Annotated in this window: 13 protein-coding genes; 6 read left to right on the forward strand and 7 right to left on the reverse strand. The window is 65.1% G+C overall.

The annotated features are described in order from the left end of the window. Positions 1-21: 21 nt before the first annotated feature. The 3 genes from AC6LJY_RS16310 to AC6LJY_RS16320 form a co-directional block, all read right to left on the reverse strand. On the reverse strand, positions 22-1,107 hold the full coding sequence (locus AC6LJY_RS16310) for an efflux RND transporter periplasmic adaptor subunit (protein WP_498136350.1): 1,086 nt from the start codon (positions 1,105-1,107) through the stop codon (positions 22-24). Positions 1,108-1,297: 190 nt separating this feature from the next. Beyond that, positions 1,298-1,759: a ribonuclease HI gene (gene rnhA / locus AC6LJY_RS16315; protein WP_046806169.1), complete on the reverse strand. Its 462-nt coding sequence runs from the start codon at positions 1,757-1,759 to the stop codon at positions 1,298-1,300. 53 nt (positions 1,760-1,812) lie between these two features. After that, a complete protein-coding gene (locus AC6LJY_RS16320; RefSeq protein WP_498136351.1) occupies positions 1,813-2,592 on the reverse strand; it encodes a class I SAM-dependent methyltransferase in 780 nt (259 codons plus the stop codon). A 20-nt stretch (positions 2,593-2,612) separates the two neighbouring features. Between AC6LJY_RS16320 and gloB the strand changes: the two genes are divergently transcribed. The 3 genes from gloB to fabI all read left to right on the forward strand — a co-directional run bounded on the left by gloB (position 2,613) and on the right by fabI (position 5,766). Further along, positions 2,613-3,434: a hydroxyacylglutathione hydrolase gene (gene gloB, locus AC6LJY_RS16325; RefSeq protein ID WP_498136352.1), complete on the forward strand. Its 822-nt coding sequence runs from the start codon at positions 2,613-2,615 to the stop codon at positions 3,432-3,434. A 7-nt stretch (positions 3,435-3,441) separates the two neighbouring features. Next, a complete protein-coding gene (locus tag AC6LJY_RS16330; RefSeq protein WP_319307734.1) occupies positions 3,442-4,860 on the forward strand; it encodes a transglycosylase SLT domain-containing protein in 1,419 nt (472 codons plus the stop codon). 120 nt (positions 4,861-4,980) lie between these two features. Continuing rightward, positions 4,981-5,766 (forward strand): enoyl-ACP reductase FabI, encoded by a 786-nt coding sequence (gene fabI, locus AC6LJY_RS16335; protein WP_498136353.1) that lies wholly within the window; start codon positions 4,981-4,983, stop codon positions 5,764-5,766. Positions 5,767-5,848: 82 nt separating this feature from the next. On the opposite strand, the gene AC6LJY_RS16340 is transcribed toward fabI, so the two are convergent. Next, entirely contained in the window at positions 5,849-6,247 is a 399-nt protein-coding gene (locus AC6LJY_RS16340; protein ID WP_046806129.1) for an OsmC family protein, read from the reverse strand. Between the two features lie 179 nt (positions 6,248-6,426). Here AC6LJY_RS16340 and AC6LJY_RS16345 point away from each other — a divergent pair, with 179 nt between their 5' ends. After that, positions 6,427-7,119, forward strand: a complete 693-nt coding sequence (locus AC6LJY_RS16345; protein ID WP_046806128.1) for a tellurite resistance TerB family protein — start codon at positions 6,427-6,429, stop codon at positions 7,117-7,119. 30 nt (positions 7,120-7,149) lie between these two features. Here AC6LJY_RS16345 and AC6LJY_RS16350 read toward each other — a convergent pair whose 3' ends face one another. The 3 genes from AC6LJY_RS16350 to AC6LJY_RS16360 form a co-directional block, all read right to left on the reverse strand. Beyond that, positions 7,150-8,136, reverse strand: coding sequence for a tripartite tricarboxylate transporter substrate binding protein (locus AC6LJY_RS16350; protein ID WP_498136354.1), 987 nt, complete (start codon positions 8,134-8,136; stop codon positions 7,150-7,152). 9 nt (positions 8,137-8,145) lie between these two features. Next, the gene (gene nadC, locus AC6LJY_RS16355; RefSeq protein WP_314360720.1) at positions 8,146-9,030 is read right to left on the reverse strand and encodes a carboxylating nicotinate-nucleotide diphosphorylase; all 885 of its coding nucleotides are present in this window, start codon (positions 9,028-9,030) and stop codon (positions 8,146-8,148) included. A gap of 83 nt (positions 9,031-9,113) precedes the next feature. Then, positions 9,114-10,049, reverse strand: coding sequence for an NUDIX hydrolase (locus AC6LJY_RS16360; protein ID WP_219991675.1), 936 nt, complete (start codon positions 10,047-10,049; stop codon positions 9,114-9,116). Between the two features lie 283 nt (positions 10,050-10,332). Between AC6LJY_RS16360 and AC6LJY_RS16365 the strand changes: the two genes are divergently transcribed. Both AC6LJY_RS16365 and AC6LJY_RS16370 read left to right on the forward strand, forming a co-directional pair. Beyond that, entirely contained in the window at positions 10,333-10,563 is a 231-nt protein-coding gene (locus AC6LJY_RS16365) for a hypothetical protein (protein ID WP_046806124.1), read from the forward strand. Positions 10,564-10,780: 217 nt separating this feature from the next. Next, positions 10,781-11,488: a fimbria/pilus chaperone family protein gene (locus tag AC6LJY_RS16370; RefSeq protein WP_498136355.1), complete on the forward strand. Its 708-nt coding sequence runs from the start codon at positions 10,781-10,783 to the stop codon at positions 11,486-11,488. The last annotated feature ends 3 nt before the right edge of the window (positions 11,489-11,491 follow it).

The following is an 11,491-nucleotide window of genomic DNA, read 5'->3' on the forward strand; positions in this document are numbered from 1 at the left end:
AAAAAGAGTAGGTGGCCGGGCTCACGTGCCGCTGCCCACGACGTTCACCGCGCCGCCGTCCGTGACGCGCTGTATGCCCGCCACCACCAGTTGATCGCCCACCGCAACGCCGGTCAGGATTTCGACCCGGCCTTCGCGGCGCTCGCCGATGGTCACTTCGCGCTTCTCGGCGCGGCCATCCTTGACCCGGTAAACGTACTGTGTTTCGCCCGATGGCGACAACGCCGCTTCCGGTGCGACCAGCGCCTTGTCCTGGTTGAACAGCAGCTGCACGCGGGCGAACATGCCCGGCCGCAGCAAGGCGTCTTTGTTGGCGACGGTGGCGCGCAGCAGGATGGACCGGCCGCCCGCGTCGACCAGCGGGCTGACGGCATACACCTGCCCTTGCCGTTCCTGGCCGGGCAGCGCGTCCAGGCGCAGCGTCAGTTGCTGGCCCACGCCCACTTTGCTCAAGTACATTTCGGGCACGCGAAAGTCCACCTTCAAGGGGTCGATGGCTTCCAGCGGCGCCAGGTCCTGCCCCTGGTTGACGTAGTCGCCCACGGACACGCTGCGCAGCCCGACGATGCCGGCGAACGGCGCCGATATCGTCATCTTGTCCAGCCTTGCCTGCGCCAGCGCCACGGCGGCTTCCTGCACCTTCAGCGTGCTGGCGGACTCGTCGCGCGCCTGTTGGCTGACGAAGCCCTTGCCCTGCAATTCCACGGCGCGCCGGTAATGGCTTTGCGCCAGCGTCAAGTTGGCTCGGGCCTGCGCCAGCTCGGCGCGCGGCACGGAATCATCCAGCCGGATCAGCACCTGGCCCCGGGCCACCGGCTGGCCTTCCTTGAATTCAATCGCCTGGATCCGGCCCACCACCTCGGGCCGCAGCACGACGGACTCGTCCGAACGCAGGCTGCCCACGGCGGACAGGCCCCGGGCAAACGGAATTTCTTTAACGGAAGCGACCTCGACCCGAACGGGCGTGGCCGGCGCAGCGGCCGGCTTGGCGGTCGCCTGGACGGTGGGCGAGGCGCCGGGCGCGAGCCAGCGCGGCACGAACACGCCCAATGCGGCCCCCGCGGCCAACCCGGCCGCGACGGCGGCCAGCAGTACAGCTTTTTTCATGCGCGTATGTGGCGGTGGTGCGGCGCGCACCGTATTCCCCACCTGGACGGCGCCGCGGGAACTGGAATGGGGGAAGGCACTGTAGCACCCGAATTTACATACTGGAACAATCCAGACGCCGGATGAAACGACTAAATCCGCCTCACAAGGCGGATTTCAGGGTATATCCCGATGCCGTCAGCGGACGCGGTCAGGCCCGGCGGGCCAGATCCACGCCCAGATTGGCCAACTGGTCGGCGCGTTCGTTGCCTTCGTCGCCGTTGTGGCCACGCACCCAGCGCCACGACACCTGATGCCGCTGCACCTGCTCATCCAGCGCCTGCCAGAGCTCGGCGTTCTTGACCGGCTTTTTCTCGGCCGTCATCCAGCCGCGCCGCTTCCAGTTCACCAGCCATTCCGTCATGCCCTTCATCACGTACTGCGAGTCCGTGTGGATGGTGACGACGCAGGTGCGCTTGAGCGCCCGCAGGCCCTCGATGACCGCCATCAGCTCCATGCGGTTATTGGTGGTTTGCAGCTCGCCGCCATGCAGGGTCTTTTCGTGGCCGCCGGCGCGCAGCAATACGCCCCAACCGCCCGGGCCGGGGTTGCCCTTGCAGGCCCCGTCCGTCCACATGTCCACTTTCTGATCGATCGCTTTGTTGTCCTGCATGGTGCTGCTTTGAAATCCTTGTTCGTGCAATGTGAAACTGACGCCGCCCGCTCTCAGAAAGGGTCGAAGCCGTCGTCCGCCTGGCGGTTGACCACCACCGAGGCGGCGCGCGCCCGCTTGGGCTTGGTTTTCCAGGCCGGGCCGATGATACGCATGCCGGCCACGCGTTTCACCGCCGACACCATATACACCGCGCCGCCCAGGCTCCACCAGCGTGCGCCCGCGGATTCCAGAAAGCCCCAGCGTTGCAGCCACTTTTCGCTGCGGCAAGCCGGTGCATAGCAGCCGAAATGGCTGTCGTCGACTTCCAGGGACAACAGCTTGAACCAGTCTTTCAAGCGCGCCAGCGACACCTGGGCCGAGGGCGGCTGCGGCAGCCAGGGCTCCATGCCGGGCATGCGCGTGCGCGCGCCCCACATGCTCCAGGGGTTGAAGCCCGAAATGACGACCCGGCCTTCCGGCACCAGCACGCGTTCCACTTCGCGCAGCACGTTGTGCGGGTCCTGCGTACATTCAAACGCATGCGGCAGGATCAGCAGATCGACGCTTTGGGATTCGAACGGCAAGGCCTCGGGTTCGGCCAGCACCACGCGCGACTGCCAGGCGGCGGTGCTTTCGGGCGACGGGGTCTCGGTGCCCACATAGCCCTTGAAGGGCATGCGGTTGGCGCGCAGCAGGTTCATGTCGGCCAGGCCGACCTGCCAGGCATAATAGCCAAACACATCCGCGACAGCCGCGTCGAACTGGGCCCGTTCCCAGGCCAGGGCGTACTGCCCCGGTGGCGTCTGGAACCATTCGGCCAGTTCTACAATCGGCGGTGTTTCTTCTGCCACGTTCTATTCCTTCGAATCTCATGCAAGCCTTGACCGCCCCCGCAGGCGGCCGCGAGCAACATGCCGCGGTCTTGCCTCTACCCGCCTTCACCGACAACTACATCTGGGCCATCGTCCATGGCGAAAATGCCGCCGTGGCGGACCCGGGCGAAGCGGGTCCGGTGCTGCGATGGCTTGAGCAGGAAGGCTTGAGGCTGCGCGCCATTCTACTCACGCACCATCATGGCGACCATGTGGGCGGTGTACTTGAATTGTCACGCATGGCGGACCTTACCGTATACGGTCCGGCCCGCGAAACATTGCCGCGCTGCGATGTTCCGCTGGCCGAGGGCGACCGGGTGACGCTGCCCGAACTGGACCTGGATCTGAGGGTGCTGGATGTGCCGGGACACACCGCCGGGCACATCGCGTACACGGGCCGGGCAGCCGGGATAGAACCGGTCCTGTTCTGTGGCGACACCCTGTTTGCGGGCGGTTGCGGCCGGCTTTTCGAGGGAACTCCCGCGCAAATGCATGATTCCTTGGAAAAATTTTCCGTTTTACCGCCAGATACACAGGTTTTTTGCGCGCACGAGTACACTCTAGCCAACTTGCGCTGGGCATTGGCTGTGGATCCCGCCAATCGCACCCTGCATCAGTGGTATCAGCGAGCCCAGCAATTACGAGCAGAAGGTCTTCCCACGCTTCCATCGACAATCGGTCAGGAACGCGCGACGAACCCGTTTTTGCGTACGCAGCAAGTGGACGTGATCCGTGCCGCAGCCAACTGGGCCGGAAACAATCAACCTACGCCGGTAGAGGTGTTTGCCTCCCTGCGTGAATGGAAGAACGATTTCAAGTGACCGCCTGATGAATCTATCCCGACTCCTTCTGCCGCTCATGTTGGCAGTCCTCGCCGGTTGCGCAGGAACGAAAGCCCCCGATAGCAAGAACCTCACCACCAATTCCCAAGGGCGTTACATCGCCCGGGATACGTCCAGAACGGTTGACCTGACCAACCCGCCCAGCGACGCCTGGGACCGCATCCGCCGCGGTTTCGCCATTCCCAACCTGAATACCGACCTCTCGCAGCAGTGGACCGACTATTACGCGTCCCACCCCGAGGCGGTTCAGCGCATGGCCGAGCGCGCGGGCAAGTACCTGTACTTCATCGTCGACGAAATCAACCGCCGCGGCCTGCCCACCGAACTGGCGCTGCTGCCCTTCGTGGAAAGCGCCTACAACCCCACTGCCCTGTCCCGCGCGCAGGCTTCCGGCCTGTGGCAGTTCGTGCCGGCCACCGGCACGCACTTCAACTTGAAGCAGGATTGGTGGCGCGACGAACGCCGCGACCCCATCGCGTCGACCAACGCCGCGCTGGACTATCTTGAAAAGCTGTTCGAGATGCAGGGCGACTGGTATCTGGCCCTGGCGTCCTACAACTGGGGCGAAGGCTCGGTGCAACGCGCCATGGCCAAGAACGAAGCGGCCGGCCAGAACACGGACTACCTGTCCCTGAACATGCCCGACGAAACGCGCAACTACGTGCCCAAGTTGCAGGCCATCAAGAACATCATTGCCGACCCGCAACGCTACGCGGTGGCGCTGCCCCCGGTGGGCAACACGCCCTACTTCGTGACGGTGCAAAAGAACAGCGACATCGATCTTGAAATCGCCGCCAAGCTGGCCGAAATGCCGCTGGACGAATTCAAGGCATTGAATCCGTCGTTCAACCGCCCGGTCATCCGTGGCGACCACGGCCCCACGCTGTTGCTGCCGGCCGACCGCGTCGAAATCTTCAACGCGAACCTGACGAACTACAAGGGCGACCTGTCCGCCTGGAAGATCTACCATTCGCGCCGTGGTGAGTCCTACGCGTCCATCGCCAAGCGTTTCGGCGTGACAGAAGCCAAGCTGCGCGAAACCAACGACATCGGCTCGCGCCAGAAGTCGGCCTCGGGCCAGGCGCTGCTGGTGCCCGGCGAGCCCGGCACCGGTGGCGTGCAACTGGCATCCCTGGCCGCCCCCGTGGGCGCGCTGGAACAGGCCCCCACCGACACCAAGGCCGCCGCGCCGCGTGGCCGTGCCGCCCCGGCACCCGCCGCCCGCGTAGCCAGCGCCCGGCCCAATGTGCGCACGCACAAGGTCCGCCCGGGCGACACGTTGTTCTCGCTGGCCAAACAGTACGGCACATCGGTGGACGCCCTGCGTGCGCTGAACAACCTGAAGGGCAGCGCGCTCAAGGTCGGTACCGCCTTGCGCGTGCCGGGCACGAACGCCCGCGGCTGATCCCAGCCCGCAGCCCCCAAAAACGGCGCCCGGCAACGGCGCCGTTTTTACAAGTACGCGACGCCGCCAAACTCCTTAAAATGGGCGGTCTTTCAGCAGGAAAAAATCAAAGGAACCATCATGGGCTTTCTCGCCGGCAAGCGCATTCTCGTCACCGGGGTGCTATCAAACCGATCCATCGCCTACGGCATTGCGCGCGCCTGTCACCAGCAAGGCGCCGAGCTGGCGTTCACCTATGTGGGCGACCGCTTCAAGGAACGCGTCGTTGAATTTGCCGCCGAATTCGGCAGCAAGATCGTGCTGCCTTGCGACGTGGCCGAAGACAGCGAGATCGAAGGCGCCTTCGCCGAACTGGGCAAGCACTGGGACGGCCTGGACGGCTTGGTGCACTCGATTGGCTTTGCCCCGCGCGAAGCCATCGCCGGCAACTTCCTGGACGGCCTGTCGCGCGAGGGCTTTCGCATCGCCCATGACATTTCGGCCTACAGCTTCGCCGCCATGGCCAAGGCCGCCCTGCCCCTGATGGAAGGCCGCAACGGTTCGGTGCTGACCCTGACTTACCTGGGCGCCGAACGCGTGGTCCCCAACTACAACACCATGGGCCTGGCCAAGGCGTCGCTGGAAGCCAGCGTGCGCTACCTGGCCACGGCGCTGGGCCCGCGCGGCATCCGCGCCAACGGCATTTCGGCCGGCCCCATCAAGACGCTGGCCGCCAGTGGCATCAAGGACTTCTCGGCCATCCTCAAGTTCGTGGAAGCGCAAGCGCCGCTGCGCCGCAACGTCACCATCGACGACGTGGGCAACGTGGCGGCATTCATGCTGTCGGATCTGGCGGCGGGCGTCACGGGCGAGATCACCCACGTGGACGCCGGCTTCTCGACCGTCGTTCCGGGCATGGAAGACTGATCTTGCGGCGGGCGGGCGGCAAGATGGCCGCTCGGCCGCCGTATCGGCCCGCAGTATCAGGACGCCGTATCGGGACGCCGTATCAGGCCGCGCGCACCACCAGCGTGGACACCTGCACGTCCACCGCTGTCATCAGCTTGTGAATCGGGCACTTTTCGGCCACTGCCAGCAATTCATCGATGTGGGCGTCCGACAGCTCGCCATTGAGCGTCAGCTTAGCCGTCAAGCGATAGACGCCCTTGCGCTCTTCGCTGGCATCACGCACCACTTCCACATCCACCGACGTCAACGGCAAGCCCTTGCGCTGCGCGTAGACCATCAGCGTCAACGCCTTGCAACCGCCCAGCGCGGTGTCGAAATAATCATGCGGATCAGGTCCATCGCCTTGCGGCTTGGGCATCGCCACCGGCAAGGCGTGGCCTTCTGCCGTGGCGGTGAATTGCAGGATGTCGGGCGCATTCTGATGGACGCGGATGCTCATGGCTGGGGTCTCTTGGGATAGGCGCCCGTGGTGGTCGCCTGAAGCTGACGTTGTAGCATCCGACGACAGATTTTGACGGCTGACAACAAGCTGAACTTATTGCCCATGCGGCGGTCGGATATCCCTATCCGCGTTCACGAACTGAACGCACCGACTGTATCGACATAAAAGGGGGCCGCATGAGCGCCAGACAACTTCTTGATCAACTGCTGCAATCGGGCCAAGGCCTGCTGGCTGATGCCACCAACCGCGTGCAAGGTGCGACGGGCGGCGCCGCCGGCGGCAAGGGCTCGTTCCTGACCGGCCTGGGCGGCGGCGCGCTGGGCGCTGGCGCGTTGGGACTGTTGATGGGTAGCAAGAAGGCACGCAAGATCGGCGGAAAGGTCGCCATGTACGGCGGCATGGCGGCGCTGGGCGCGCTGGCCTACCGCGCTTATGGCGACTGGCAGCGTAACCAGGCCGGTGGCGCCCAGGCCGCGCCGCCTCAAACCCTGGACCGTCTGCCCGCGCCCGAGGCCGAGCAGCACAGCAACGCCGTTTTGACCGCCATGATCGGCGCTGCCAAGGCTGACGGCCACATCGGGCCCGAAGAGCGCGGCCTGCTGGAAACGGAGCTGGCCAAGCTGTCATCCGACGCGCAAGACCGCCAATGGCTGGAAACGGAATTGTCGCGGCCGCTGGACCCCGCGGCTGTGGCCCAGTCAGCTAAAACACCCGAGATGGCCGCCGAAATGTATCTGGCCAGCCTGCTTGTCGTCGATGAAGAAAGCTATATGGAACGCGCCTATCTGGACGAGCTGGCGCGGCAGCTCAAGCTGGAACCCGGCTTGAAGGAAAAGCTGGAACAGCACGCCAAGAGCGCGGTGGCCTGAGCGGGCTTAAGGCGCCGCTCAGTCCTTCCCTCAGTCCGCCCGCAAGCCGATTGATGCCGTCAGCGCCGTGTACCGGTCGATATCCGCATGGATCATCGACTGGAATTCGCGCGGCGTGCTGCTGGCGGGCGTGAAGCCCTGTTCCCGCAGCGAAGCCTGGGTATCAGGCTGGCTGACGATTTTTGCCACCGCTGCGTTCAACTTTTCGATGACGGCACGTGGCGTGGCCGCCGGGGCCAAGAGACCATGCCACTGATCCAGCGCGTAGCCCGCAACGCCCTGCTCGGCAACCGTCGGCACCGTCGGCATCAGCGGTGAACGCTTGGGAGAGGTCACCGCCAATGCGCGCAGCTTGCCAGCGGCAATCAAGGGCGCCGCGCTGGACGCTGTAACGACACCCATCGCCACCTGCCCCGCCGCCACGTCGGTCAACGCCGGACCGCATCCCTTGTACGGTACCTGCTGCAACACAGCACCCGTGGCGCGCGCCAGCATTTCGCCCGCCAGGTGTTGCGGCGTGCCGTTGCCGCACGAGGCAAACGGTAGCGGCTTGCCCGGCAACGCCGCTGCCAGCGCATCATCCAGCGTGTGCAGCGGCGAGCCCGCCGGCACCACAAACACCGATGGCACGAACGCCACATTGATCACGGCGGCGAAATCCTGCTTGGGCGAAAAGCCCAGATTGCGATACACGCCCGGGTTGATGGCGAACGAACTGTTCACCATCAGCAGCGTGTAGCCGTCGGGTGGCGCTTCCGCCACGAGACGCGCGCCGATGTTGCCGCTGGCGCCTGGGCGGTTTTCAACCACCACGGCCTGGCCCAGCTGCGTTTGCAGGCTGGCGCCGATGCGGCGTGCCAGCAGGTCCGTGCCGCCGCCCGGCGGGAAGGTAACCACGATGGTGATCGGATGCGCGGGATACGCCGCGTCCATTGGCGCCTCGCCCGACGGCGAGTTGCCGCATGACGCCAGCGGCAGGATCAACAACGCAAGGCTGGCTTGAAGCAGGCGTTTCATGACGGGCTCTCAGGCGTCCAGGCCAATGTCCAGCACCTTGGCGCTGTGGGTCAACCAACCAACGGCGATCTGGTCCACGCCCGTGGCGGCTACGGCAGCGGCGGTCTCGGGCGTGATGCGGCCCGAGGCTTCCGTGATCGCACGCCCACGCGCCATGGCGACGGCGCGCCGCAAATCATCCAGGCTCATGTTGTCCAGCAGCACCACGTCCACACCCAGCGACAACGCAACTTCCAACTGCGCCAGCGTGTCGACTTCAAGCTCGATCTTGACCATGTGTCCCACGCCCGCGCGCGCCCGCTGCACCGCCGTGGCCACGCCGCCTGCCAGGGCGATGTGGTTGTCCTTGATCAGCACCGCGTCGTCCAGCCCGAACCGGTGATTGCTGCCGCCCCCCACGCGCACCGCGTACTTTTGCACCGCGCGCAGGCCGGGCATGGTCTTGCGGGTGCAGGTGACGCGTGCGCCGTAGCCCGAAATGGCACGCGCGATGGAGGCGGTGGCGCTGGCCACGCCGCTCAGGTGGCAAAGGAAGTTCAGCGCCACGCGCTCGGCAGTCAGCATGGCGCGGGCGTTGCCGCGCAAGCGCGCGATTTCGGTACCTGGCGCCAGGTCGCTGCCGTCGCGCTGCGAGACGTGAAATTCGATGGTCGGGTCCAGGGCGCGAAACGCCAGACGCGCCAGATCCAGGCCGGCCAGCACGCCGGCTTGCCGCGATACCAGCCGCGTTTCTGCAACGGCGTCGTGCGGCACGATGGCGTCGGTGGTCAGGTCGCCGGCACGGCCCAGGTCTTCCAGCAAGGCGGCGCGCACCAGGGGCTCAAGCATGACATCCGGCAGGGGAGGCACCGCCAGGCGAGAGGCGGTCAAGGGCGCTTCGGCTTTAATGCTCATTTTGAGTATTTGTGAGTTAAAAAAAAGGCGCGCAGTGAATGCGCAGCACTTATGCTAGAGACGAGCATAACCCTTGTCAAGCGTCATAACGCGCGAGACAAGGGCAATTTGCTACCGGCGATGGCGCGTTCAAGCAGCACGTCGCGACGGAACCGAAACAGCTTGGCGGGACGGCCCGCCGTGCCGGTCGCCATGTCGCCGGTCTCTTCGACCAGCGCCTGTTGCTCGATCAGCCGACGGAAATTCTGTTTATGCAAGGCGCGCCCAGCCAGGGCCTCGACGGCCATTTGCAGCTGTAGCAAGGTGAACTCGGCCGGCATCAATTCAAACACCACGGGGCGGTATTTGATCTTGGCGCGCAAGCGGGCGATGCCCGTCGCCAGAATGCGGCGGTGATCGTGGCGCATCGATTGGCCGGGTATGGCGGCTGCAAAGTCGCCGTCGCCGCGCCGCGCGGCCTCGGGCACCAAGCCGGCTTCGAACAGCAATTCGTAGCGCTGCAGCACCATGTCTTCGTTCCAGGCGGCCCCGTCCAGCCCGAAGGTGATGGCCACGCGCTGCTGGCGGCGTGTACGCACGGCGTCGTCGTCACTGGCGGCGCACCACTGCGCCAGGCGCGGCACGATCAGCTCGTCGACCAGGGCGGGCGTGCCGGTGCGCCGGTCTTCCCACGGAAAGTAGCGATACCAGTCTTGCCAGCCCACCTGCGCCACGCCGGTTTCGCCGGCTTCACGCGTCAGCCCCAGATAGCTGACCGACATGACGCGCGCGCCGGATTCGTCGGAGCGGTCGCCATCGGCAAAGGTGTAGAGCTGCTCGACGTAACCCAGGGGGTGGTGGGTCTGGGTTTCCACCCACGCGCGCAGCCCCGCCTGCAACGACCGATGCGACAGCTCGAAAGGGCCGGCCGGCAAGGCGCTGGCGTCATCCGTCGTCAACACACGCGGCTCGCCATGCGTCACGGCGACAAGCACGGCGACAAGTTCGGTATGGACGGAGCGTTCGATGGAGTCGGTCAAGGAGGGCGGCGGTGAAGGTTGTTAAGCGTGTAGGGCCGGGCCGGCAGGACTGCGATGAAATGCCGGCGCGGTGCAAAGGCGCGCAATGAAAAGGTGGCGGTGAAGCAGCGGTACAAAGTGGCGGACTGCCCGATCGCCGGAAATTATAAGGTTCTGCTCCTGCAACAGCCCCTTGCAAACGTGACAGGCTCAACGGCCGCGTCGGCGCGCGCAGCGACTAAGATAAAACTCAGCAAACCAGGCGCGTCGCCATCTTGGGACGCCCGCAAGCGGAGCATGAGCCATGTTGAAAACTGCCCCTGACCCGAACGCCGCCACCAACACCAAAGACGTCGACCCGCGTCCGCCCACGGACCCGCGCAAAGGCACGGAGACGCTGCCGATGCCGGACCAGAGCAAGACCGTGGCGGGCATGCCGCGTGACGGACGCGCCGTCGCGCAACCGGGCGAACCCGGTGTCATCACGCCCGAGGACGACATCCTGGAAACGTCCTACGAGAACCGCAAAACGTGACGCCGAAAGGGTGACGCCAAAAAGGGTGACGCCGCAAAGCGGCCGATGATACGCCAGCCCGCCACACGCGGCGCGCAAGTGGGCCGGACCGACAATGCTCCGGCCCACTGCACTTGAACATCCGGAAATAGGCGCTCGCCTATATCAAGCCAGGAATCAGGTTCCTACACTGCAATGCTTCCCAGGCCCTTCCGGCCGATGCCTTAGCGATATCCCCATGTTCAAGAATTCCTTTCCGCGAATCGTCGCGGCAACCCTTTTTGCAGTCCTTTTTCCCGCCAGCCAAGCCCTTGCCATGGGCATACAGCCTGAAACCTCGGTCGTGCTGGTGCACGAAGCAACCGGCGAAGGCACGATCGGCATCAAGAACACGGGCGACGAGCCCGTGCTGCTGATCTCCATGATCGAACACATTGCCGAAGACCAGGACAACTGGGTCATGGTCTCGCCGCCCGCTGCCGTGGTGGCTCCTGGCAAAACGCAGCTGGTTCGCTTTCTGCTTACCCACGACAAGCCGCTGGACGCGCAGCGCATGAAGCGCGCCATTTTCGAAGGCATTCCGCAAACCGGCGAACAGGGCAACAAGCTCCACCTGACCATCCGGCAGGATCTCCCGCTGATTGCGCTGCCCAAGAAAGTCCCCAACGACAACGCCCCGTGGCGCTCGCTGCAGTGGGCCGCTCACGACGGCAAGCTGACGGTGCACAACCCCAGCCCCTACATCGTGCGCATGGACCAACGCGTCAATGTGCAACCGTCCGACCAGGCGCTGATCCTGCCCAAGACCTACATCTTGCCGGGTGAAACGCTACAACTGGTCGGCACGGACGCGCCCCTGCAAGCAGCGCAGTCAAGCGTTCGCCTGTACCCCGCCAGCGTCTACGGCTATCAAGTCTCGTCCTTCGACGCGCCTATCAAGAACTGACCG

The organism is Achromobacter sp. RT286_PF (assembly GCF_059760425.1).

Coding starts and splice junctions, on each gene's coding strand:
- AC6LJY_RS16310 (WP_498136350.1), bottom strand. CDS start 1,107: ATGAAAAAAGCTGTACTGCTGGCCGCCGTCGCGGCCGGGTTGGCCGCG.
- rnhA (WP_046806169.1), bottom strand. CDS start 1,759: ATGCAGGACAACAAAGCGATCGATCAGAAAGTGGACATGTGGACGGAC.
- gloB (WP_498136352.1), top strand. CDS start 2,613: ATGCAAGCCTTGACCGCCCCCGCAGGCGGCCGCGAGCAACATGCCGCG.
- AC6LJY_RS16330 (WP_319307734.1), top strand. CDS start 3,442: ATGAATCTATCCCGACTCCTTCTGCCGCTCATGTTGGCAGTCCTCGCC.
- fabI (WP_498136353.1), top strand. CDS start 4,981: ATGGGCTTTCTCGCCGGCAAGCGCATTCTCGTCACCGGGGTGCTATCA.
- AC6LJY_RS16340 (WP_046806129.1), bottom strand. CDS start 6,247: ATGAGCATCCGCGTCCATCAGAATGCGCCCGACATCCTGCAATTCACC.
- AC6LJY_RS16345 (WP_046806128.1), top strand. CDS start 6,427: ATGAGCGCCAGACAACTTCTTGATCAACTGCTGCAATCGGGCCAAGGC.
- AC6LJY_RS16350 (WP_498136354.1), bottom strand. CDS start 8,136: ATGAAACGCCTGCTTCAAGCCAGCCTTGCGTTGTTGATCCTGCCGCTG.
- nadC (WP_314360720.1), bottom strand. CDS start 9,030: ATGAGCATTAAAGCCGAAGCGCCCTTGACCGCCTCTCGCCTGGCGGTG.
- AC6LJY_RS16365 (WP_046806124.1), top strand. CDS start 10,333: ATGTTGAAAACTGCCCCTGACCCGAACGCCGCCACCAACACCAAAGAC.
- AC6LJY_RS16370 (WP_498136355.1), top strand. CDS start 10,781: ATGTTCAAGAATTCCTTTCCGCGAATCGTCGCGGCAACCCTTTTTGCA.